20 protein-coding genes and 1 pseudogene are annotated in these 20,551 nt (G+C 67.4%); 8 read left to right on the top strand and 13 right to left on the bottom strand.

The window, feature by feature from the left end; genetic code table 11:
• Window positions 1-160 (top strand): annotated as a pseudogene (locus ASE31_RS32860) (DUF4148 domain-containing protein); the annotation flags it as partial.
• 147 nt (window positions 161-307) lie between these two features.
• Here ASE31_RS32860 and ASE31_RS26695 read toward each other — a convergent pair.
• Window positions 308-820, bottom strand: a complete 513-nt coding sequence (locus ASE31_RS26695; RefSeq protein WP_057205551.1) for a GNAT family N-acetyltransferase — start codon at window positions 818-820, stop codon at window positions 308-310.
• 112 nt (window positions 821-932) lie between these two features.
• Here ASE31_RS26695 and ASE31_RS26690 point away from each other — a divergent pair, with 112 nt between their 5' ends.
• The 3 genes from ASE31_RS26690 (at window position 933) to ASE31_RS26680 (ending at window position 3,037) form a co-directional block, all read left to right on the top strand.
• On the top strand, window positions 933-1,802 hold the full coding sequence (locus ASE31_RS26690; RefSeq protein WP_057206193.1) for a thymidylate synthase: 870 nt from the start codon (window positions 933-935) through the stop codon (window positions 1,800-1,802).
• 97 nt (window positions 1,803-1,899) lie between these two features.
• On the top strand, window positions 1,900-2,511 hold the full coding sequence (locus ASE31_RS26685) for a DUF4337 domain-containing protein (protein WP_057205549.1): 612 nt from the start codon (window positions 1,900-1,902) through the stop codon (window positions 2,509-2,511).
• Between the two features lie 34 nt (window positions 2,512-2,545).
• Window positions 2,546-3,037 (top strand): dihydrofolate reductase, encoded by a 492-nt coding sequence (locus ASE31_RS26680; protein ID WP_057205547.1) that lies wholly within the window; start codon window positions 2,546-2,548, stop codon window positions 3,035-3,037.
• Window positions 3,038-3,050: 13 nt separating this feature from the next.
• On the opposite strand, the gene ASE31_RS26675 is transcribed toward ASE31_RS26680, so the two are convergent.
• Window positions 3,051-3,419 (bottom strand): hypothetical protein, encoded by a 369-nt coding sequence (locus ASE31_RS26675; RefSeq protein ID WP_057205546.1) that lies wholly within the window; start codon window positions 3,417-3,419, stop codon window positions 3,051-3,053.
• 276 nt (window positions 3,420-3,695) lie between these two features.
• Complete coding sequence (locus ASE31_RS26670) at window positions 3,696-7,856, bottom strand: Ig-like domain-containing protein (protein WP_057205544.1); 4,161 nt, start codon at window positions 7,854-7,856, stop codon at window positions 3,696-3,698.
• A 518-nt stretch (window positions 7,857-8,374) separates the two neighbouring features.
• On the opposite strand from ASE31_RS26670, the gene xth reads away from it, so the two are divergent.
• Window positions 8,375-9,151: an exodeoxyribonuclease III gene (xth, locus tag ASE31_RS26665; protein WP_057206191.1), complete on the top strand. Its 777-nt coding sequence runs from the start codon at window positions 8,375-8,377 to the stop codon at window positions 9,149-9,151.
• A gap of 294 nt (window positions 9,152-9,445) precedes the next feature.
• On the opposite strand, the gene ASE31_RS26660 is transcribed toward xth, so the two are convergent.
• The 3 genes from ASE31_RS26660 to ASE31_RS26650 form a co-directional block, all read right to left on the bottom strand.
• On the bottom strand, window positions 9,446-10,384 hold the full coding sequence (locus ASE31_RS26660) for a PA2169 family four-helix-bundle protein (protein ID WP_057205542.1): 939 nt from the start codon (window positions 10,382-10,384) through the stop codon (window positions 9,446-9,448).
• Between the two features lie 188 nt (window positions 10,385-10,572).
• The gene (locus tag ASE31_RS26655) at window positions 10,573-12,222 is read right to left on the bottom strand and encodes an FAD-dependent monooxygenase (RefSeq protein WP_057205540.1); all 1,650 of its coding nucleotides are present in this window, start codon (window positions 12,220-12,222) and stop codon (window positions 10,573-10,575) included.
• 11 nt (window positions 12,223-12,233) lie between these two features.
• Window positions 12,234-13,232: a tripartite tricarboxylate transporter substrate binding protein gene (locus tag ASE31_RS26650; RefSeq protein WP_057205538.1), complete on the bottom strand. Its 999-nt coding sequence runs from the start codon at window positions 13,230-13,232 to the stop codon at window positions 12,234-12,236.
• Between the two features lie 71 nt (window positions 13,233-13,303).
• Between ASE31_RS26650 and ASE31_RS26645 the strand changes: the two genes are divergently transcribed.
• Window positions 13,304-14,227, top strand: coding sequence for a LysR family transcriptional regulator (locus ASE31_RS26645; protein ID WP_082604390.1), 924 nt, complete (start codon window positions 13,304-13,306; stop codon window positions 14,225-14,227).
• A gap of 250 nt (window positions 14,228-14,477) precedes the next feature.
• Here the strand turns inward: ASE31_RS26645 and ASE31_RS26640 are convergent, their stop codons facing one another.
• The 6 genes from ASE31_RS26640 to ASE31_RS26615 form a co-directional block, all read right to left on the bottom strand.
• Window positions 14,478-15,350, bottom strand: a complete 873-nt coding sequence (locus ASE31_RS26640) for a DMT family transporter (RefSeq protein WP_057205535.1) — start codon at window positions 15,348-15,350, stop codon at window positions 14,478-14,480.
• 154 nt (window positions 15,351-15,504) lie between these two features.
• On the bottom strand, window positions 15,505-16,296 hold the full coding sequence (locus tag ASE31_RS26635; RefSeq protein ID WP_057205533.1) for an AraC family transcriptional regulator: 792 nt from the start codon (window positions 16,294-16,296) through the stop codon (window positions 15,505-15,507).
• A gap of 33 nt (window positions 16,297-16,329) precedes the next feature.
• Complete coding sequence (locus ASE31_RS26630; RefSeq protein ID WP_082604389.1) at window positions 16,330-17,160, bottom strand: acetoacetate decarboxylase family protein; 831 nt, start codon at window positions 17,158-17,160, stop codon at window positions 16,330-16,332.
• Window positions 17,161-17,208: 48 nt separating this feature from the next.
• The gene (locus ASE31_RS26625) at window positions 17,209-17,451 is read right to left on the bottom strand and encodes a hypothetical protein (RefSeq protein ID WP_057205531.1); all 243 of its coding nucleotides are present in this window, start codon (window positions 17,449-17,451) and stop codon (window positions 17,209-17,211) included.
• Complete coding sequence (locus tag ASE31_RS26620; RefSeq protein WP_235514780.1) at window positions 17,448-17,888, bottom strand: VOC family protein; 441 nt, start codon at window positions 17,886-17,888, stop codon at window positions 17,448-17,450. Before ASE31_RS26620 ends, ASE31_RS26625 begins: the two co-directional genes overlap by 4 nt.
• A complete protein-coding gene (locus ASE31_RS26615) occupies window positions 17,888-18,421 on the bottom strand; it encodes a helix-turn-helix domain-containing protein (protein ID WP_057205529.1) in 534 nt (177 codons plus the stop codon). Before ASE31_RS26615 ends, ASE31_RS26620 begins: the two co-directional genes overlap by 1 nt.
• Window positions 18,422-18,537: 116 nt before the next feature.
• On the opposite strand from ASE31_RS26615, the gene ASE31_RS26610 reads away from it, so the two are divergent.
• Both ASE31_RS26610 and ASE31_RS26605 read left to right on the top strand, forming a co-directional pair.
• Window positions 18,538-19,242 (top strand): class I SAM-dependent methyltransferase, encoded by a 705-nt coding sequence (locus tag ASE31_RS26610; protein WP_057205527.1) that lies wholly within the window; start codon window positions 18,538-18,540, stop codon window positions 19,240-19,242.
• 89 nt (window positions 19,243-19,331) lie between these two features.
• On the top strand, window positions 19,332-19,925 hold the full coding sequence (locus ASE31_RS26605; RefSeq protein WP_057205525.1) for a hypothetical protein: 594 nt from the start codon (window positions 19,332-19,334) through the stop codon (window positions 19,923-19,925).
• Window positions 19,926-19,958: 33 nt separating this feature from the next.
• Here ASE31_RS26605 and ASE31_RS26600 read toward each other — a convergent pair whose 3' ends face one another.
• Window positions 19,959-20,444 (bottom strand): GFA family protein, encoded by a 486-nt coding sequence (locus ASE31_RS26600; protein WP_057205523.1) that lies wholly within the window; start codon window positions 20,442-20,444, stop codon window positions 19,959-19,961.
• Window positions 20,445-20,551: the final 107 nt, after the last annotated feature.

Raw genomic sequence — 20,551 nt, 5'->3', positions numbered from 1 at the left:
GGCCGACGCCGCCACCGTGGCCAAGACCCGCAGCACCGAACCCGCTGGCTCGCGCGTGGTGTCCTACCAATCGACCGCCGACCGCGCTGCCGTGCAGGCCCAGGCTGCCGACGCCGTGCGCATGGGCAAGATCTCTTCGGGCGAACTCGGCTCGATGTAAAAGTTGCGGGCCTTCCCATGGTGGTGGCATCTCACGGTCGTGGCTGCCGCCACCATGTGGAAGTGTTTCCTTTGGTACTCGGGCCATGGCCCCTGTCGCCAACCCTCAGCAAGGCCCTTCGGGGCCTTTGTTGTTTGCACAAGAAGCTCAGTCCACCAGCGTCTTGAACATCACGTGGGCATCCACATAGCCCAAGCTGCGGTGCCTGAAGGCGCCCGGCAGCGTGCCCACCACGGCAAAGCCCAGGTGCTGCCACAGCCGCACGGCGCGCACGTTGCTGGCCACCACGAGGTTGAACTGCATGGCCCGAAAGCCCATGGCCACGGCTTGCCGCTGGGAGTGCTCGCACATCAGCGAAGCCACGCCCAGCCCTTGCGCGGCCGGCGCCACCACGTAGCCGCAGTTGCACACATGGGCTCCCAGCCCGGTCTGGTTGGGCTTGATGAAATAGGTGCCCACAATCTCCCCACCCACGCCGCAGGCGACGAAGGTGGCAGCAGGCAGTTCCACCCAGGCCTTGTGGATCTCGGCCTCGGTGCTGTCCGGTGCAAAGGAATACGTGTCCCCTGCCTGGAAGGTGGCGCGCAGGATGGACCATACAGTGGGCCAGTCGGCAGTCTCGAACAGGCGGATGGTGACGGGCGTGGCAGAAATTGTCATGGCGAAGGTGCAGGATGGAAGGCAGACGCCCTATTCTCCCGCTCCGCATAAAATCCGCAGTCGGCAACGGCCATCCCCTGGTGGCTGCGCCCCACCGTGAGTGATCGATCCCATGACCCAGCCTTCTGCCGCCGTGGCAGCCACTGCCTTGCCCACCCGCCCCGTGCGCTCCCAGTACGAGGACTTCATGCGCCACGTGTTCACGCAGGGCGTGCACAAGTCCGACCGCACGGGCACGGGCACGACCAGCGTGTTCGGGCACCAGATGCGCTTCGACCTGAAAGAAGGCTTTCCGCTGGTCACCACCAAGAAGGTGCACCTGCGCTCCATCATCCAGGAGCTGCTGTGGTTCCTCACGGGGTCGGGCAACAACAACTGGCTCAAGGAGCGCGGCGTCACCATCTGGGACGAATGGGCACGCGAGGACGGCGACCTGGGGCCGGTGTACGGCGTTCAGTGGCGCAGTTGGCCCACGCCGGACGGCGGCCACATCGACCAGATCAGCGACGTGATCAAGACACTCAAGTCCAACCCCGATTCGCGCCGCATCATCGTGAGCGCCTGGAACGTGGCCGAGCTGAACAAGATGGCGCTCATGCCCTGCCACGCCTTCTTCCAGTTCTACGTGGCGCCCGCCCAGGAGTCCGGCGGCCGCGGCACCCTGAGCTGCCAGCTCTACCAGCGCAGTGCCGACATCTTCCTCGGGGTGCCCTTCAACATCGCCAGCTATGCACTGCTGACCCATATGGTGGCCCAGCAGTGCGACCTGGAAGTGGGCGACTTCATCTGGACCGGCGGCGACTGCCACATCTACAGCAACCACCACGAGCAGGTGCAGACCCAGCTGGCACGCACGCCCTACCCCTACCCCACGCTGCACATCAAGCGCCGGCCAGACAGCATCTTCGACTACCAGTTCGAGGACTTCGAGGTGCTGGACTACCAGTGCCACCCCGCCATCAAGGCGCCCGTAGCGGTCTGATCCCTCTTCGCCCTCCTGCGATCCCTGCAGCGCAGGCGCCACGGTGCCCTGCCTGATCTCCCCTGTCTCCCTTCACGAACTACAAAGAGCACCCCCTATGTCTTCCGGCGGATTTCACGTACACGGCCCCCACGACCACGCAGTCGAGCATGCCACCCAGGGCCACGGCGACGACCACGCAAGCAGCCACGGCAAGGAGGGCGGCGGCTCGTCCATGAGCAAGATCGCGATGTTCACGGCCATCGTCGCCACGGTGGGCGCCATCTTCTCGTACATGGGCGGCGCTACACAGGCCAATGCCGGCCTGCTCAAGAACGACGCGGCCATCAAGAAGACAGAGGCATCCAACCAGTGGAACTACTTCCAGTCCAAGAGCACCAAGCAGTCCCTGGCCGAACTGGCCCGCGACCTGGCGCCCGATGACCGCAAGGCCACCTACCAGTCCAAGGTGGAGCGCTACGAGAGCGAAAAGAACGAGATCAAGGTCGCCGCCGAAAAACTGGAAGCCGACAGCCACAGGTTCGACCGCCAGAGCGAAGAGCAGATGCACCAGCACCACCGCTGGGCCCAGGCCACCACGGCGCTGCAGGTGGCCATCGCCCTCGCCGCCATCGCCCTGCTCACGCGCAAGAAATGGCTGGAATACGGCATGTACGGCGTGGCCGCCATCGGCCTCGTCGTCGGCGTGCTGGCCACGCTGCATATCTAAGCCAGTCAGAAGAACACAAGCGAAGGAAGCCACCATGCCCGTGCACATGATCTATGCGCGCGCCGCCAACGGCGTGATCGGCAAGGACAACGTCCTGCCCTGGCACTTGCCGGAGGACATGGCGCGCTTCAAATCGCTGACCCAGGGCTGCCCAGTGGTCATGGGCCGCAAGACATGGGACTCGCTGCCGCCGCGCTTTCGGCCGCTGCCGGGCCGCACGAACATCGTCATCACCCGCCAGGCCGACTGGCAGGTCGAGGGCGCCGTGCGCGCCGCCAGCCTGCAGGAGGCGTTGCAGCACGCCAGCCCCGGCCAGACGCTGTGGGTGATCGGCGGCGCCCAGGTCTACGCCGAAGCCCAGCCCGTGGCCGACCGCATTGAACTCACCGAGATTGCGCAGGACTTCGAGGGCGATGCCCATGCACCCGTGCTCGATGCCAGTTGGCACGAGACGGCGCGCAGCGCGCATACCTCTACGAACGGGCTGCCCTACAGCTTCGTGACGCTGGAGCGGCGCAAAGACTGAGCGGGCGGCAGGCTCAGAACAGCTTGGCGCAGTTCACCGGCAGCTGAGCGGCCGTGGTTCCCTGCAGCACGCCCATGCTGCCGATCAGGTTGCCCTGGCTCACCGACAGCGTGAACGGCAGGTTGAAGCTGGTGGTGCCGGTGAACGACGAGGCCGTGGCCGTGCCCATGCCGTAACCGTAGAGCGAATTCGCCGGGCCCAGGGCCGCGATGGTGAACATCGAAGGTCCGCTGGGCTGGCCGCTGACCGTGACGAACACGCCGGTGCCAGCCACCGCGCACTGGTAGACGCCGTCGAGCGGGCCGCCGGCGGCCATGGCGGCGCCCGATGCGCCGGCCAGCACTGCGGACGCGACCAGGGTTTTGATGAATCTGCTGCTCATGTTTGCTTGTCCTTTTTCTTTTCGGGAGTCTGTGGCGAGGGGCCGCGTTCGCACCGTCGCGCCACGCTGTCTGAACCGCCAGGCGGCCAGAAGTTCACCGCCTGCCAGGCCCACAAAAAAAAGCCCGCACGGAGGCGGGCAGCAACTTGCTTGTCGCAAGAGGGGATGCCGCTTGGAGGCCGGCATGGAAATAATAGGCCGGTGCGGCCCGCAAGGCTGTGACGCGGAGCACAGCTTGCTGCGCGTTGCCCACCGTTCCAAGGTGGCAAGCCGGCCTCAGACGGGCGTACCCACCAGCGTGATGTCCACCAGGCGTGTGCTCATATGCCCATGGCCGTCGTCCAGGGTCACGGTGAACTGGTCGTGGCGCTGCTGGCCGCTGGCCAGCAGCGGGTCGATGGTCTGGTTGCCCACGGTATAGAGCCAGTTGACCTGGCCGGTATGGCCGTCTGAACGCACCTGGGCGGTCAGCGTGCCCAGGGCGCCGGCCGTGGGCGTGACGCTCACCGTGTGCGCCGCGAAGGCCGGGTCCGCAAAGCTGAAGCCCCCGGCCGTGGCCAGCGTGGCCGTGGCGTTGGTGCCGCCCAGGTCGGCCACCTTGCCGGGGGCGCTCCATTGGTAGCCCTGGTTGAAGCCCATCGTGGCCGAAGCCACCTTCTGCAGCGCCACGGCCGTGGCCGGGTCGATGCCCAGGTCGCTCGCCACCTTGTCGCCCGCCCCCAGCGAGCGTGCATCAAGGCCCGTCAGCGTCTCGAACAGCACCAGGCCCGAGAGGTAGGAGCCGTACTTGCTCGCGTGCAGGTTGTCGTCGTGCCAGAGATTGATCTTGCCGCCACCGGACACGCTCGCTCCGCCCGTCTCCGTGTAGGGGTCGCGGATGGCCAGGCCATTCTGCACGGCGCTCATGAAGGCTGTTCCCACCGGCGCCACGCCCACGAAATCAGGGTTGACCGCGGCCAGGTTGGCGTAGGCGCTCTGAAGGTCGGTGGTCATGCCCTCGAGGGGGAGGTAGTAGGCCGTGGCCTGGGTGTCCGACCGGCTGATGTCCCCCGTACCCTCGTAGGCGCCGGCCCCATTGAGGGTGCGCGAGGTGAGCATGTCGTAGGCCCCGGCCACCATGTCGGGCCGCGCCCAGGTGGCATACAGGTACATGTCGGTCGACGTGTCGGCATTCGGGTTGCCCGCGATGGTGGTGCCGGGCTGCGTCGTGGTATCGGCCGCCCCGGTGTGCACGAAGTTCTCGATCGCCGTGGCGTACTTCTGGAACTCGCCGATGTCGGCATTGGCACCCGAGGTGGTGGTGAGCGTGGCGTTGGCGGAGATGCCAAAGTCGGACCTGGACGGATCCGCCGCGAAGTAGGTGGCAGTGCCGTCCGCCGTGAAGTTCACCGTGAGCGCGGCGCTGGTATCGCCGCTGCGCGTGAAGGTATAGACCAGGTTCTGGCCGGCGCTCTCGTACACGCCCGCAGCCGAGCTCAGGCCCAGCGTCACGTTGGGCAGGCTGGTGTCGGTGCCGGCCGCGAAGTCGTCGTTAACGATGGTGCCGGAGACGGCGCCAAGCGTGCCCAGGTTGTAGTCGGAGCCAGTGCTGGTGAGCGAGAGGCGAATGGCCTCGTCGGCCTCCACCGTGCTGTCGGCATGCGGGTCCAGGGTGATGCTGGCCGAAGTCTGCCCCGCCTTGATGGTGATGGAGCCCGTGTTGGAGGTGAACGAGACATTTCCCGTGGTCGTGGGGGCACCCGTGTCGGCGCTGGTGGCAAAGCCATTGCCACTGCTGAAGCGGTAAGGCGATGTGCCGCCGCCTCCCGATGCCGAAAATGCGCCCGAGGCGGTGGTGTACATCTCCAGATCCTGGCTGGCAGACACCGTGGTCGAGACCGATGGCGACGTGCTGCCATCGCGGAAGGCGGTGAAACCCACGACCAGGTCACTGGTCGTCGGACCAGTGCGTGTGAAGGTGAAGACCAGGTTGGCCGTTCCGTCCTCCGTCACCTGGCCGGGGCTGGCCGCCAGCGACACCGTGGCCAGGGCCGGGTTGGTGGCGGGCGCAGTGGGGTCGTCGTTGAGGAGGGTGGTACCTACGGCAGAACTGGTGCCCACACGGTAGCCGGCCGATGCAGCCAGCTTGAGCGCCAGGGTTTCGTCATACTCCTTGGCGCCATCGGCCGTGGGCGTGATGACCAGGTTGGCCGTGGCGCTGCCCGCCGCGAAGGTGATGGAACCGGAGCCCGAGGGCAGCGGTTCGTCCGTCTGGTCCTGCAGCACCACGATCTCCCACTTCTGGCTGGCGATGTTGCCGCGCATGTCCCAGTTGGCGGCCGAGGAGTTCAGGTAGTGCCCCTTGAGCGTGGCCGCGTTGCGGGTGGAGAGCGACACGTCGTAGCCCAGGCCCACCTGGTCGGCGAACTTGTCGAACAACCCCGCCACGCCGCCCCAGGGGTGCGGTTCGTACAGGTTGGCACCGGTCAGGTTGGTGAAGCTCCCACCATTGGCTGGCGAGGTCAGGTCGTGCACGCCGAAGGGGTTGGTCGCCGCGTCGTAGGTGTTGTACGACATGGCCGGGTCGATGCGTGCGAACGTGGCGCTGTTGCCCACGAACAGCACCGGGTTGAACACCGTGGCGATGTCCACGGCCGCTGCCGCGCCCTTGTTGCCGGCCGCGTCACTGTAGCTGTCCTTGGCCACCACAATGTGCCCGCCCGCGTCGAGGTTGGCGGACGCCGTGGCCGTGAACGTGGCCGTGCGCACCAGGCCCGTGCCGCTCAGCGCGCCTAGCGTGCCGCCGGTGGCCGTGATGTCCGCGGCGGTGAAACTCGTGCCCGGGTCTTCGGTGAAGGTGAACGTGATGGTGGCCGTGCCGCCCGCCTTGAGCGCGGCGGCAGAACTGGTGATGGTCAGCACCGGGGCCTGCGTGTCCACCGGGCCTGGCGTCCCGCCGCCCGCGTCACCGCCGCCACCGGATGCCGGTGGCGGGTTGCCGCCCTGGCCGGCGGACACCCCCGGTGCCAGTTCACCCACGGCCTGCTGCTGCACCGCTGCCGTGAAGGCAGCGCCCGTGAAGCCATTGGCCGCCGCCTGGAAGTTGCCCGTGGCCACAGAGCCCGCCGCATCACTGGCCGCTGCAGCCACCTGGCCCAGCACGGCCACCGTGGTGGCGGCGCCGACCGCATCGTTGGCGGCATCCACCACCTTGCTGATGAGGTCCAGGCTGGTGGCATCCAGCCGCAGGCCATGGTCGTCCGCAGCATCCGCCACGATGGCACGCAGGAAGGAGGCGTCCGACAGGTTCGCCACGCCGCCGGTTCCCCCCGCCGCGCCGGCGAGGGCATCCGCCAGGGACGCAATCAGCGTGCCCGCTGCCGCGCCGGCCTGGCCCGCATGCGGCGTGGCCACGCCTGGCTGCCCGGCCTTGGCCTCGGCCGCATCGAGCGCGGCCGCGCCGATGCTGACCACGTTCACCAGCGCCACCGCCACCTTCTGGTAGCCCAGCGCCACGGCCTTGTCGGCAGCGCTGGCACTGCTGCTGGCCAGCACGGCCAGCGGGTCGTAGGTCAGCAGGTGGATGCTGGCCGGCAAGTTCAGCACCTTGGCGAGCAGGGCCGTGGCCTGCTCCACCGTGGTGGTGGCCCCGCCCTTGTCCATCAGCGCCTGCACCAGGGTCGTGATGGGGTTCACCACCGTGCTGCCCACCGGCGCGGTGAGCAGGCCCTTGAAGGCCTTGTTGGTGAGCAGGTCGGTGCCGCCGGTGGCCACCAGCGTTCCCTGCACGCTGGCCGGCAGCGTGAAGCCGCCCGCGCCGTCGGTGGTGGTGGCCCACTCGCCCGCATCGAGCCGGTGGTTGCCATTGGCGTCGGCAAACACGGTGGCGCCCTTCACATAGCCATCGGCCACATGGCCCTTGATGCCGGCGGCGGTGAGCCTGCCTGCCAGCGCCTGCACGCCGCTGATGCCCGCGGCCGCGCTGGCGTCCGTGGCACCGATGCCCTGCAGCAGGGTGTGCACGGCGGTCTCCACGCCCACCCCGGCGAACAACGCGCCCTTGTTCTGGCTCGCCAGCGCGCTGTTGAAGGCGTTGGCCGCTTCGGCGCGGTGGTCCAGCGCGTTGTAGATGCCCACATCGGCGTTGACCAGGAAATCCATCAGCCTGGCCCAGGTCGTGAGGCCCTGCTCCTGCGCCAGCCGCGCCACGGCCAGGCCCTCATCGGCCGAGAGCACCACCCCCAGGCCGTTGAGCGCCAGTTGCTGCACCGTGGCCGCGATGCCCCGGCTGGTCGACATCTGCCCCATGGCCGCCTCGAATGCCGCCGCCACCCGGACGAAATGGCCATCGGCGGCCACCACCGCCTTGAACTCGGCGAGCAGGCCGGCTGGCGCGGCATTGCCGGTGGCGAGGATGAAGATTTGCTGCAGGATGTGGGATGCGTTTGGCGTAGACATGGCGATGCCCTTCCGGGTACGGAATACGAAGTGGGAGGTTGACAACGAGGGGAAAGAGGCGCGAGGCCCGGCGGGCAGCCTCAGGCTGGTCGGGCAGCGGCGCAAACGCCCGCACCACCCGCAGCAAGAACGTGTCTACGTTCTGCGGGCTTGGGCAGACAGCGGTCGGCCCGGGAACCGGTGCATGGGAAAAGGCGTCTGGCCTGCAGGGCCGGCGGGCAGTGCCGCGGCCGCCAGCGGCAGCGTGGAATCGAATGACAAGGCTTGTCTCCAGCGTTTTATTTGTGCCAACGATAAGCCTGCGACTCCATGAAATCCAATAGTATTTTCAGGGCATCTGCATATGCCCTGCATATGGAGTTTTGTCCGCCTCACACACCCGCCGCACTGCGCCTTCCAAGGTCAGGGGCGCACCCCCTACCAATCGAGGATAGGATGCACCCCAGCGCGCCCACCGTGGTGCAACGGCGGCGTTGCCCCGCCATGGACGATTGAAAAAGCAAGGACCAATGATGGTGATGAAGATCGCGACGTGGAACGTCAACTCCCTCTCGGTGCGCCTGCCCCAGGTGCTGGCCTGGCTGGCCGCCAACCCGGTCGATGCACTGGGCCTGCAGGAGCTCAAGCTCACTGACGACAAGTTTCCGCACGAGGCCTTCAAGGAGGCCGGCTACGAGGCCGTGGCCTTTGGCCAGAAGACCTACAACGGCGTCGCCATCCTGAGCCGCCACCCCATGACGGACGTGGTGCGCAACATCCCCGCGCACGAGGACGCGCAGGCGCGCGTGATCATTGCCACGCTGGACACGCCCACCGGCCCGCTGCGCCTGATCAACGGCTACTTCGTCAACGGCCAGGAGCCCGGCTCGGAAAAGTTCGCCTACAAGATGCGCTGGCTGCAGGCCCTGCAGGACCTGGTGCGCGCCGAGATGACGGCCCACCCGCGGCTGGCCCTGGTGGGCGACTTCAACGTGGCGCCCGAAGACCGCGACTCCTACGACCCGGTGGGCCTGCGCGAAACCATCCACCACACCACCGAAGAGCGCAACCACTTCAAGGCGCTGCTGGAGCTGGGCCTTACGGACAGCTTCCGCATGTTCGAGCAGCCCGAGAAGATCTACTCGTGGTGGGACTACCGCATGCTGGGCTTCCAGAAGAACCGGGGGCTGCGCATCGACCATATCCTGGTGAGTGAAGCACTGCGCAGCAGCGTGACGGCCTGCGTGGTGGATCGCGCCCCGCGCAAGAACCCGCAGCCCAGCGACCACGCACCGGTGGTGGTGACGCTGGAATGATGGCAGGCGGGCGGCTACCGGTGCCATTGCACGGGCCGCCGTTCAGGGCCGGGCCAGCGCTGCAGAAAAGCTGTGGTGCGAAAACTTCCACGGCCCATCGCGCTGTTTTCTGAGCCCCAACGCACATCGCCGCCATGGGCAAAGCCCATGGCGGCGATGGCGGGGGAGCAACTGCGATGCCTTCTCTTTTAAAGCACGGCAATGCCCTCACGGATGCGGCTTGCCACTTCCCAGTCTGCCTGCGAACAGGAGAAGACTGGGATTCAGGCAAGCCGGCTGATCACGCGCAGATCATCAACGTGCGGGGTTGAAGCTGTCGCGCAGGGCCTTCACCTCGTCGTGGTTGCGTTGGGCACCATCGGCCTGGCGCTGTACCAGGGCACGCAGGTCCTGGGGCAGGTTGGCCTTCAAGGCCTTGCGGTAGCGGGCCACCGCAGCGTCTTCACCGCGCTCGCACTCTTCCAGCACGGCCTTGTCGTCCTGCGTGGAGAGCGCCGTCTTCACGGACACCCAGCCCCGGTGCAGTGCACCTGCCACGGTGCCGCCGCTGACGGGCTCTCCGCCGCGGGCGCGGATCTCGCGCTCCAGTTCGGCACCTGCGGCTGCGCATTCACGCGAGTGGCGTTGGAAGATGCCCTTGAGTTCGCCCGCATCGGCGTGTTCGGCGCTGGCGTGAAAGCCATACTCGCCGTCGCGGGCCGATTCCAGCAGATCGTTCAAGGTGTCGATCACGTCGTCGTTGTCGATCTCGCCAGTGACTTCCAGCGGCTGGCTGTTGTAGGCACGTTCGTAGGCAGCGCGGGTGGCGGGCTGAACATCCGTCCAGGCCAGGCCATCGTTGCCATGGCGGGCGCGCCAGTCATCGGCCAGACGGGGTTCGACGGCGTCGAAGTTGCCTTCATAGCGCCCCACCGAACTCCAACCCAGCTCATAGGCAGGGCGGTATTGGTCGTAGCTGCGGCCACCCACGTAATAGGGTTCACGGTGGTAGTTCTCGCGCCAGTAGGCGTCTTCGTTCGTGGGGTTGACGGCTTCGCCAGCAGCCTTGCCTGCAAGGCCACCGACCACCGCACCGGCAACCCCGCCGATGGCGGCGCCGACGGGACCGCCGAACGCCCCCGCAGCAGCACCGGCTGCAGCGCCGCCCATGGCAGCACCCACACCCGTACCCACGGGGTGGGCACCAGGTTCATTGGTCAGGGGATCGCGGTTGGCATCGTTGAAATCCGACATAAGAAGTCTCCGGTTGGTTGACAGTGACTTCATTGTGGTTGGCAGCTCTCGCCGCCAGGGTCGGCATGCAGAGGGTGCAGGTGTAGGACAGAGGGCCCCCCGCGCGTGCAGAGCCCCAGGCCATCCCGCCACGCGGCTGAAGGCGTTGCCAAAGAGGCAACAGCCTGCAACCAACGCGGCGCATGGGGTCAAACGGCGACCGTCTCCAAAAGCCCGCCAGCGGCACGCTCCAGCACCTCGCGGGCATGGGCCGCCGACATACCGGCCTCGCTGCTGGTCCAGGCGACGAACTGGTCCGGGCGCACCAGCACCAGTTGCGCGCCGTAGCGTTCATGCTCGCCAGCGCCCTGCGCCTGAACCACGGTCAACGCCAGCGCCTTGGCCTCGGCGGCATCGAGAAAGGCCTGGACCGCCTGGGGATCGACGCCAAAGGCCAACAGGGAAAAGCCGGGGCCCAGTTCCTCGTAAACGTTCCTGCCCGAGGGCAGCACGGCAGGCGCCAGGTGGTGCCCAGGCCGCGCGTCAAAGCGGTGCGATCCCTTGGCGCTGCTGGTGCGGCCCTCGCAGCCCCAGACCACGCCTGAGCCCTCGTAGTGGGGCTCGAAGGCATGCACCTCGCCCACGGCGCCCTGGGCACGCGCATTCCAGGCGGTCTCGAAGGCGACAAGGTCGCGCGCCGGGTCGTGGGTGTCGAGGAACTCGCGGTCCGTGTCGATGGATTTGGCGATGAAGTCGCGCATTGTGGAGGCAAACACCGGCCGGCGCTCGCCGTCGTACGAATCGAGCAGGCGCTCACCACCCCAGCCCTGCAGCACGGCAGCCAGCTTCCAGCCCAGGTTGCGCGCATCCTCGAGCCCCGAGTTGACGCCATAGCCTCCGTAGGGCGGGTGGCTGTGCGCCGCATCGCCGGCGACGAAGACGCGGCCCTTGCGGTAGCTGTCGGCCAGCATGAAGCGCAGGTCCCAGAACCCGATGTGCTCGAACTCCACATCAAATTGAGCACCCACCGCTTCGTGCAGGTAGGCCGCAAAATCGAAGTTGTCCTTGGTCGTGCCGGGCGGCACGGGGGCGTGGAAGAACCAGGTGTTGCCCAGGTCCACCCGGCCAAAGAACTTCCAGTAGCCCTGGAGTTCGGGCTGCAGCACGTTGTAGTAGGACTTGCCGGGGTAGCGTTCGAGCAGTTGGTGCAGGCCGGGCGAGCGGAACACCAGCAGCACCATCATGCGGTCATGGTCGGTACGGGTCTGGGTGATGCCCGCCTGCTCACGCACGACGGAACGTGCGCCGTCCGACCCCACGGCATAGGCACAGCGCAGCACGCGTTCGCCGCTGCCGCCACGCTCGGTGATGGTGACCGACACCCCGTCGGCATCCTGCACCACGGCCTTGGCCTCCCAGCCGTACACGGTCTGCACCGAGGGCAGTTCGGCCACACGGGCACGCAGCACCGCCTCGGTCGCATACTGCGGCAAGCGCTCGTTGCCGGTGAAGTAATAGGGCCTGACCAGGTCGCGCTGCAGCCAGTCGTAGGTGTGGGGGCCCAGCAAGGTGCCGTGCGCCGTCAGGCCACCGATGCCGTATTCCACGGGGATGGTGCGGGCGGCACGCAGCTCCTTTTCGGCCCCCCAGAAATGGAAGTGCTCCATGGTCCGCTGGGTCAGGTTCTGTCCCTTGGGGATGGGCTGGGGCTGCTGGTAGCGCTCCACCACGATGGTGCGGATGCCGCGCTGGCCCAGCTCGATGGCCAGGCCCATGCCCACGGGCCCACCACCGACGATGACCACCTCGGCGTCCTGCTGTTCTGCCATGGCCTGTTCCTGGTTGCTCATTGTGTTCATTGCTTTCTGGTTCATTCCGCGGTGATGCCCTGGGCCTTGATCAGGTCCGCCCAGCGCTTGGCGTCCGCCGCGATGAGCTTCTTGAAGGCATCGGGCGTGCTATGGGTGGGCGTCATGCCCTGGGTCTCGAAGGACTTGGCCACGGCGGGCGCCGCCAGCACCTCGCGCAGTTCGGTGTTCAGCCGCTCCACATAGGCGCGGGGCGTGCCGGCCGGGGCGAACACGCCGTACCACATGTCCACGTTGAGGTCACCCACTTTGAGGCTGTTCAGCGAAGGCACTTCGGGAAGCAGCGGATGGGGTGTTTCGGAGCTGATGGCCAGCGCCTTGAGCTTGCCCGCCTTCACATGCTGCAGGGCCACGTGGATGGGCAGGAACATCGCGTCGATCTGCCCGCCCAGCAGGTCGGTCACGGCAGGCGCCGTGCCCCGGTAGCTGATGTGCGTGAGCGAAATCTTCGCCCGGTTCTTGAGCAGCTCCATGGCCAGGTGGTGCGGCGTGCCCGCGCCGGGCGATCCGTAGTTGAGCGCGCCGGGCTTGGCCCGGGCGCGCTCGACCAGTTCCTTGAGCGACTGGATCTTCGAGCCCTCGCTGGCCACCAGCAGCAGTTGCCCCCAGCTCGTCTGGCCCACGGGCTGCAGATCGGTCAGGGGGTTGAAGCCCTGCTTGGGGTACAGCGCCATGTTCATCACCAGCGTGTTCACGCTGACCAGCAGCGTTGCGCCGTCGGCTGGCGCACGCACCACTTCCTGCGTGCCGATGATCCCCGAGGCGCCCGCCTTGTTGTCGACGAAGAAGGGCCGCTTGAGCCGCTCGGACAGCGGCGCCGCGATCTGGCGCGCGATCAGGTCGATGCCCGTGCCGGGCGTGAACGGCACGACCAGGCGCACCGGCGTATCCGCACCACCGGCCTGCGCCCGGACCAGGGGCGCCGCCACCGTGGCCAGGGCGCCGAGCACCAGGCGCCTGCGTTGAAGGGAGGACGGCGGCAACGGAGTGGCAAGGGTCATGGCTTTGTCTCTTTGGAAGTTGGACCACAATTACAACGACAGTCTTGATTTGAATCAAACGGAAATTTCTGATGAATTCGTCAACAAAGCTGATGAATGTCAGCAGCCGCCAGCTGCACGCCTTTCTGGAGGTGACACGCCTGCAGAGCTTTGCCAAGGCGGCCGAGCAGGTGCATCTGTCGCCCTCGGGCATGAGCATGCTGGTCAAGGAGCTGGAGGAGCAGATGGGTGCGCGCCTTTTCAACCGCACCACGCGCTCGCTCACGCTCACCGATGCCGGCCGGCGGCTGCAGCCGGTGGCCGAGCGCATCGTCGGCGAGCTGCGCACGCTGGGTGCCGTGCTCGATGGCAGCGAGTCCGCCGTGCGCTCACGCCTGCTGGTGGCGGCCACGCCCATGATCTCGGCCAGCCTGCTGCCCGACGTGGTGCGCGGCTTTGCAGAGACGCATCCCCAGGTGCAGGTGCACTTGGCGGATGTCGAGGTGAGTACCGTGCGCCAGGAAGTGCTCGAAGGCGATGCCGACATCGGCTTCGGTTTCTTCGTCAAGCCGGCCGTGGGCCTGTCGCGCCAGCCCCTGTGCAAGTTCCGGCTCATGCGCATCAGCCCGCCCGGCGCAGGCAGCAGCGGTCTCGCGGAAAGCCTGCCCTGGAGCAGCCTCGCAGGCCTGCCCCTGGTGAGCCTGCCCTCGGGCAATCCGATCCAGGTGGTGATCGAAAAGCACCTGTCCCGCCTGGGCCGCACACACGAGGAACGCCCGCGCATGAACCTGCTGGGCACCATCATCGGCATGGTGCGTGCCGGCCGGGGCCACGCCATCATCCCCTCCTTCGCGATGGAGGAATGCCTGCGCCAAGGCCTCGGGGTGGCCATGCTGCGCGAGCCCGTGGCGCACCTGGACCTGTACCTGGTGTCGCGGCGCGGCACACAACCCAAGCCCGCAGCGCTGGCGTTTGCGGCGGCGCTCAAGCGGGCCGCGGCGCGCCTTCCTGGCTAAGGCCTGTTCACACTAATTTCGGGGTCGCGAAGGCCAATCTAGGCGCGCGACGCCGCGTGTGCCCTTGCACACGCAAGTAGCGCAACGACGAGTGGCGCGCCGGCAAGGGCCTTCCCTTCGGGTTGCCCGGCCTGGGGGCCGTTTGCGGCGTTGCCCGCGCTTGCAAGGTGCCTACCTTGCTGCGCGCGGGCGCCTAGCATCCAGCCACCAGGCCGGGCAACGCGATCCCCGAAAATAGCATGAACAGGCCCTAGCGCCGCAAGGACGCGAGCAGCGCCGCCAGCAGGATCAGCGAGCCCCCCAGCACCGTGCGCGGCTCCAGCTGCGAGGCCGACAACAGCACCGATGACACGCTGGCAAACACCACCTCCGACAACATCACCACGGCCGTGGTGCCCGCCGTCAGGCGCGAGGCGCCGAACTGCAACGCCCAGTTGCCCAGCATCAGCACGCCCGACAGCAGCAGCCCGGTGACGGCCCAGGTGGCGTTGAAGGCGGGGAAGGCTTCCACCACCCCGAACTGCATGCCGACAAAGGCCGCCAGCAGCGCCATCAGCATGCAGCCGCCGAACATGGCGAACATGCGCGCCTGCCCCGGCACGGCGTGCAGGCGGCGCACAGTCACGTTGACCAGGGCGAACATGAAACCGCCCATCAATGCCAGGCCATCGGCCATGGACAGGCCCTGCAGCAGGCTGGCAGGCGATGCGTCCCCGGGCAGCAGCACCAGGACCACGCCGGTGAAAGCCAGCACCAGCCGCGCGATGGCCATGGGTGTGGGCCGCTCGCCCAGGATGCGCCAGGCCAGCAGCACCGCCCAGGCGGGCATGAGGTAGAACAGCAGGATCACGCGCACCACGTCGCCCACCGTCACGGCCCAGTTGAAGGCCACGTTGTTCAGGCCCGATGCCAGCGCCAGCAGCCACAACCCCGGGTGCTGGCGCACCTGCGCAAGAATGCCCGGCCGCAGGGTCAGCAGGCCCAGCAGCACCACCGCATACATCGCCGCCGTGGCCCACAGCGGGTGCAGGCCCGCCCCATGCATCAACCGGAACGGCCACCAGGCCAGGCCCCATACGAAGGCATTGAACAACAGGGCGAAGACGGGCAGCGGCGATTGCATGGAGGAAAGCAGGGATCCGCCCGCGCGCACTTCCAGGCGCTGGCGTCGGTCAGGAAAAGGGGATGGCGCGATGGCCGACAAACGGCAGGAGCCAAGCCTGCCGCCGGGCGATTGTGCCTGCCCTGGGGCCCGCGTGCTGGATGCGGGCGGAAGATCAGCCGCGCCCGGCCGCCTGCAGCAGGTCCCCCGGCGTGTAGCCAAAGGAGCGGCGAAACCACCGCGTGAAGTGCGCCTGGTCGGCGAAACCGCACTCCGCAGCGACGCTGGCAGCCGCCTCCCCCGCCAGCAGCATCTGCCGGGCCCGGTGCAGGCGCACGGCGCGCAGGTAGTCGCCTGGGGCCATGCCGACCCACGCCGTGAGCACCCGGTGGATGCGTTCGCGGCTCACCCCGCAGCGGCGTGCCAGATCTGCCACCGACAGGTCATCTCCGACCACGGCCTCCTGCACCCTTTCGATCAGGGAGCGCACCGCGGCACTGGGAGGTGCCGGTTCCACGGCCGAGGGGTCGGCAGGCAAACGGCGGCGCAATGCCGGCACCACGCACCGCAGCCAGGCCTGCACCTCGGCCGTGGTGGCCAGGCCGCGCGCGCTCTCGGCCAACCGGGGCATGCGCACCACGCCACTGCGCGGAGGCGCCTGCAGCCCTTCGTGCACAAGCCAGTCGGTGGGCACGTACAGCATGCTCACCAGCACGGCTCCCCGGTACTGCGGCGCACTCAGCGCCCCCGTGTGGACCACGCCCGGTGCAATCGCGATCACGTCGCCCGCGCGCGCCACAAAAGGACGGCCGGCCACGCTGCAGTGGCATTCGCCGCGCACGATGGCGCCAAACGACCATTCTTCGTGCCAGTGCGGCACCCATTCCTGCCCGGGGTCCTGGTGGCGCACCTGCTCCAGGTCGAACACGCGCAGCCTGCGCACCTCGGAGCGCAGGTTCAGCGCCACGGTGGCAGTCCCAGGGAGGCGGCAGCCCTGCGCTCAGGCATCGACCGCGCCTGCGACGGTGATGCCGATCCAGCCAGCGCTGGCGTCCCCCGCCACCAGCCCACCCAGCAGGCCGATGTCCTCGCACGGATGTGGGGTGAGCTGCAGCGTGGCCGTGGCCTCATGCCAGCCCGCCCCGACGCGCTCCCCGATGGCCGGCTTCACCAACGCCAGGGCCGGCAGTTGCGCGGGCTGCCGCAGGTCCGGCCAGCCCACGGCGCCGATGGTCGGCATGCCCAGAAAACCCAGCGCCCGGCCGGGCTGGCCCGTGAGCGTGGCCTGCGCTTCGAACACCCGGCGGTCCTTCACCGCCAGGCTCGCGCCCAAGCGGCTGCCGGCGCGCAGCGGGGCGGCCGCGGGGTGGTCCAGCGGCAGGCTGCGCGTGAGCCAGGTGCTGCCCATTTTTTTAGGCCAGCCCTGCAGCAGCCCGCGCATCAGAGAGATGTCCTGGTCCACCCAGATCGCCGGGCAGTACATGCTGCGGCTGCCATCGGGCCGCTCCACCTCCAGCACCACGATGGTCTCGCGGTATTGGGCCAGCACCGGGTCGAGCAGTTCCTCGCCGTGCCGCGTGCAGGCCTGCCAGTCGGCAAAATGCACGCAGCCCGAGCCCAGCGGCCTGCCCGCCGCCGGGGGCACCAGCGGCACTGCGCGCTCGGCATCGAACTGGAAGGACACATTGAGCAGCCAGCCCGCGTAGTGCCACGGCGGCGGGGGCACCAGGGCCGACCGGCCCGTGGTGGTGAAGGGTGCAGTGAAGCCTTGGTGGGACCAGGCCTGGGGAGAAGCAGCAGATGAAGAGGTCATGCCCGCAATGGTGCCCATGGCTTGAGCGTACGGCTAGAACGGATGTGAACCGGCTACCCGACCCCATCACCCATCCACCTGGCCGACTCGCCCGCGCGAGGGGACCGGGCGGGCCAGGTAGGGCTGCACGAACAGATAGAGCCCCGTCAGCAGCAACACGGCCAGGGGCGCCAGCGGCGCGTACGTGATCCATGCCGGCGGCGCGCCCCGGCCCAGGGCCATGGCGGCGAAGTTGGCCATGACGGTCAACGTGAACGCGATCAACACCCAGCGGTGGGTGCGCCGAAGCCAGGTTGCGGCGCCGTTCACCGGGCGCTCCCCGCGAGCTGGATCACCTTCCACCCATTGCCGGCGGGGTCGCGAAATCCCGCATCGACATTGCCATAGCGGTCCACCGGCTCCTGCGTGAACTCCACGCCGCGCTCGCGCAACGTCGCGCAGAGGGCACGGCAATCGGCCACATGCCAGACTAGGGGCGGCATGGCGCCCTTGGCGACCATGGCGCGCAGCGTCTGGGCCGTGGCTTCATCGTGCAGGGGGGCCCCCGGGGCGAACAGGCCAAGCTGGAACGCGGGCTGCTCCGGGTGCTGCACCGTGAGCCAGCGGTAGCTGCCATTGCGCACGTCCGTGTGCACGCGAAAGCCGAGCTGGTCCACATAGAAGGCCAGCGCCTTGTCCTGATCGTCCACGTACACGCCCACCACACCGATGCCCTGGGTGGGCGGGTCCATCATCGCTGTCGTCATCACTCGATCTCCTGGGTTGTCGAAGACCTGTTTGTACCGGCCGCTGCGCGGCGGCGCTTCTCCAAAACTGCGATCGTGAGGTCCGGCCGCTCTGCGGCCTTGAGGATGCACGCGGGCATGCTGGCGAGCGGTCCCGCCTCGGCCCGCGCCTCGCGCCGCAGCAGGCTGGGGCTTTTGCCGGTGATGTCGCGAAAGATGCGGCCAAACGTGCCCAAGCTCTCCCAGCCGGTGGCAAACGCGATGTCGGTGACAGGCCAGTCGGTGTCGCGCAGCAGGGTCGACGCCTGCTCGATGCGCCGCGTGAGCAGGTAGCGGTGCGGCGGAACGCCGAAGGCCTGCTTGAACGAGCGCGCAAAGTGCGCCTGCGAGACACCGCTCACCTCGGCCAATCGTTCCACGGGCCAGGCCTCTTGCGAGGCTGCGTCCATCCAGTCCTTGGCACGCAGCAGGCGCCGCAGCAGGGCCGGGTCCTGCAGGCTGCCCACGGCCGGCAGTACGGTAGTAAAGGTATCGGTTGTAGCGGGTGGAGTCATGGGTCCTCGGATCAGCGGTCCCATTGTCGGCGACCCATGCTGGCACCAGCCAGCGCTGGCTTGCAGCGAGCTCAACAAATATGCAACAATTAAAGTTACTTGAATTCCACGCAGCCATGTCTATGTCCTCCACCAGCGCCAACCCGAGCGCTCCGTTCGCCGATCCCCAGGCCGTCGCGTCCTATGCAGACCGCACCCGCCGCCTGGTGCCCGGCTCGGACGACCTGCAGAAAATGGCCGGCGTGCTGCTGGCCGAGCGTGCGCCGCCCCTGGCCAAGGTGCTTGTGGTCGGCGCGGGCGGGGGTGCGGAACTGGGCGTCTTCGCCCGGGCGCAGCCGCAGTGGCGCTTTGTGGGCGTGGACCCATCTGAGCCCATGCTGCAACTGGCGCAAAACACGCTCGGGCCGTTGGCGGCGCGCGTGGACTTTCACCACGGATATATGCACACCGCGCCTGCAGGCCCCTTCGATGCCGCGACCTGCCTGCTCACCCTGCATTTCTTGCCCTTGGATGAAAGGCTGGCCACCTTGCAGGCCATTCGCCAGCGCCTGCAGCCCGGCGCCCCCCTGGTGACAGCCCACCTGAGCTTTCCGCAGGCATCGCAGGCCGAGCGCAGCCAGTGGCTCTCGCGCTATGCCGCCTTCGCCATCGCATCGGGCGTAGACCCTGAAGCTGCACGCCGGGCAGCCACCGCCATCGATACTGCCCTGCCCTTGCTCAGCCCGGACGAGGAGGAAGCGCTGCTGGAGCAGGCCGGCTTCAGCGGCGTCCGCCTGTTCTATGCAGGGCTGGCGTTTCGGGGGTGGGTTGCGTATGCCTAAAGACAGGGGCAGCCGAAACCAGCTAGCAGAATCCCGCCCGAATCCAAAGCCTTGAATCTTCGCAGGGCGGAGGAACAGTCCCGTCGGCCATGTCGGCGATGATGCGGGCGCCAGACAGCCCAACGACCTACGACAACGCGAAAAACATGCATTTGCCCAGCGCCATCTGGCGGCTCCTTTTTGCGAAGTTCCGATGGATATGGTGGATGGCTGCCGCCGCATCCATTTTTCCTGTACTGCGTCTTGCCATGCTGGAAATCCCGGAGAAAAGCGATTTGACGGAAGTGCACGGCATCTACAAGATGCCTTTCATCAGACCCAACAGCAAAGGGTACGCGACCACTGTTGAAGCGAGTGACGGCAATTTGAAAAAATGCAACTGCGCTGCAGGAAGCGGCGGGCCCAGCTGCCTGAGCCAGAATCACGCCGACAACCTTGACCTGATGCGTTCACTGAGGGACCAGCCCGTGACCGTGCTGATGTCGACAGCAAAAATGTACGAGCAAATCCCGCTCTGCTTTGAGATTCGGACCGACCAGACCACCCTGGTTTCTTACGAACAGTCCAAGGCCAGGTACTTGAAGGACAAGAACCGCGTTGGCGACTACCTGTTCCACATTTTGATGTTTCTTTTTCTCATGACCGTGTACGGCAGCACCTTCGTCGGAAACAAGGAACGGTGATGACCATGCGCGTTGGGTCCTCGACCCTGCGCGTCAGCCTTTCAGCCCATGCCGCTCATGCCACTCGGCCAGTGATTCGGCTGGAAACGCCTGGTAGTGCCTGTGGCCCTTGCCCTTGGGCACATCGACCCAGTTGGCCACAAATTCGAGCATGCCTTCGACCAGCTCCGGGGGCTTGGGCAGGGGGGTGTCGATGGCCGAGGCATGGGGATGGACCAGTTCGGGCCAGCGCGGATCCCATAGCCACAGGGCGCTGCCACATTGCAGGCAGAACTTGCGTTCGGCCTTGGAGCGCCTGGCGCGTTGGCCCTCTTCGCGCATGACCGCATGGTAGGTGCCCAGGTGCCTGGCGCCCTGGACCTTGAGCGTGCGCGCATCGCCGCCCAGGTTGATGGCGTAGCCGCCCCCGCCCGCCGTCTTGCGGCAGATGGAGCAGTGGCAGTGCATGAAGGGCACGGGACTGTCGGCTTCGAGCGAGAAGCGGACGGCGCGGCAATGGCAGGAGCCTTCGAGGTGCATGGCAGGTCCTCAGCTTTGGAGCAGGCCTCACAGCCTACACAGCCCTGCTGGCGCGACCTGTAGGAGCGCTGCGCATCCCCAGACAAGCAAAGAAAAAAGGGCTTCGG

The sequence above is a fragment of the Acidovorax sp. Root217 genome, assembly GCF_001428645.1.
Taxonomy (GTDB): Bacteria; Pseudomonadota; Gammaproteobacteria; order Burkholderiales; family Burkholderiaceae_C; genus Acidovorax.
The sequence above is the reverse complement of the archived record's forward strand: the minus strand, read 5'-3'. Positions and strand labels throughout refer to the sequence as shown.

Coding starts and splice junctions, on each gene's coding strand:
- ASE31_RS26600 (WP_057205523.1), bottom strand. CDS start 20,444: ATGCACCTCGAAGGCTCCTGCCATTGCCGCGCCGTCCGCTTCTCGCTC.
- xth (WP_057206191.1), top strand. CDS start 8,375: ATGAAGATCGCGACGTGGAACGTCAACTCCCTCTCGGTGCGCCTGCCC.
- ASE31_RS26620 (WP_235514780.1), bottom strand. CDS start 17,888: ATGACGACAGCGATGATGGACCCGCCCACCCAGGGCATCGGTGTGGTG.
- ASE31_RS26690 (WP_057206193.1), top strand. CDS start 933: ATGACCCAGCCTTCTGCCGCCGTGGCAGCCACTGCCTTGCCCACCCGC.
- ASE31_RS26685 (WP_057205549.1), top strand. CDS start 1,900: ATGTCTTCCGGCGGATTTCACGTACACGGCCCCCACGACCACGCAGTC.
- ASE31_RS26670 (WP_057205544.1), bottom strand. CDS start 7,856: ATGTCTACGCCAAACGCATCCCACATCCTGCAGCAAATCTTCATCCTC.
- ASE31_RS26655 (WP_057205540.1), bottom strand. CDS start 12,222: ATGAACACAATGAGCAACCAGGAACAGGCCATGGCAGAACAGCAGGAC.
- ASE31_RS26610 (WP_057205527.1), top strand. CDS start 18,538: ATGTCTATGTCCTCCACCAGCGCCAACCCGAGCGCTCCGTTCGCCGAT.
- ASE31_RS26695 (WP_057205551.1), bottom strand. CDS start 820: ATGACAATTTCTGCCACGCCCGTCACCATCCGCCTGTTCGAGACTGCC.
- ASE31_RS26675 (WP_057205546.1), bottom strand. CDS start 3,419: ATGAGCAGCAGATTCATCAAAACCCTGGTCGCGTCCGCAGTGCTGGCC.
- ASE31_RS26630 (WP_082604389.1), bottom strand. CDS start 17,160: ATGGGCACCATTGCGGGCATGACCTCTTCATCTGCTGCTTCTCCCCAG.
- ASE31_RS26660 (WP_057205542.1), bottom strand. CDS start 10,384: ATGTCGGATTTCAACGATGCCAACCGCGATCCCCTGACCAATGAACCT.
- ASE31_RS26680 (WP_057205547.1), top strand. CDS start 2,546: ATGCCCGTGCACATGATCTATGCGCGCGCCGCCAACGGCGTGATCGGC.
- ASE31_RS26605 (WP_057205525.1), top strand. CDS start 19,332: ATGTCGGCGATGATGCGGGCGCCAGACAGCCCAACGACCTACGACAAC.
- ASE31_RS26615 (WP_057205529.1), bottom strand. CDS start 18,421: ATGACTCCACCCGCTACAACCGATACCTTTACTACCGTACTGCCGGCC.
- ASE31_RS26645 (WP_082604390.1), top strand. CDS start 13,304: ATGAATTCGTCAACAAAGCTGATGAATGTCAGCAGCCGCCAGCTGCAC.
- ASE31_RS26640 (WP_057205535.1), bottom strand. CDS start 15,350: ATGCAATCGCCGCTGCCCGTCTTCGCCCTGTTGTTCAATGCCTTCGTA.
- ASE31_RS26650 (WP_057205538.1), bottom strand. CDS start 13,232: ATGACCCTTGCCACTCCGTTGCCGCCGTCCTCCCTTCAACGCAGGCGC.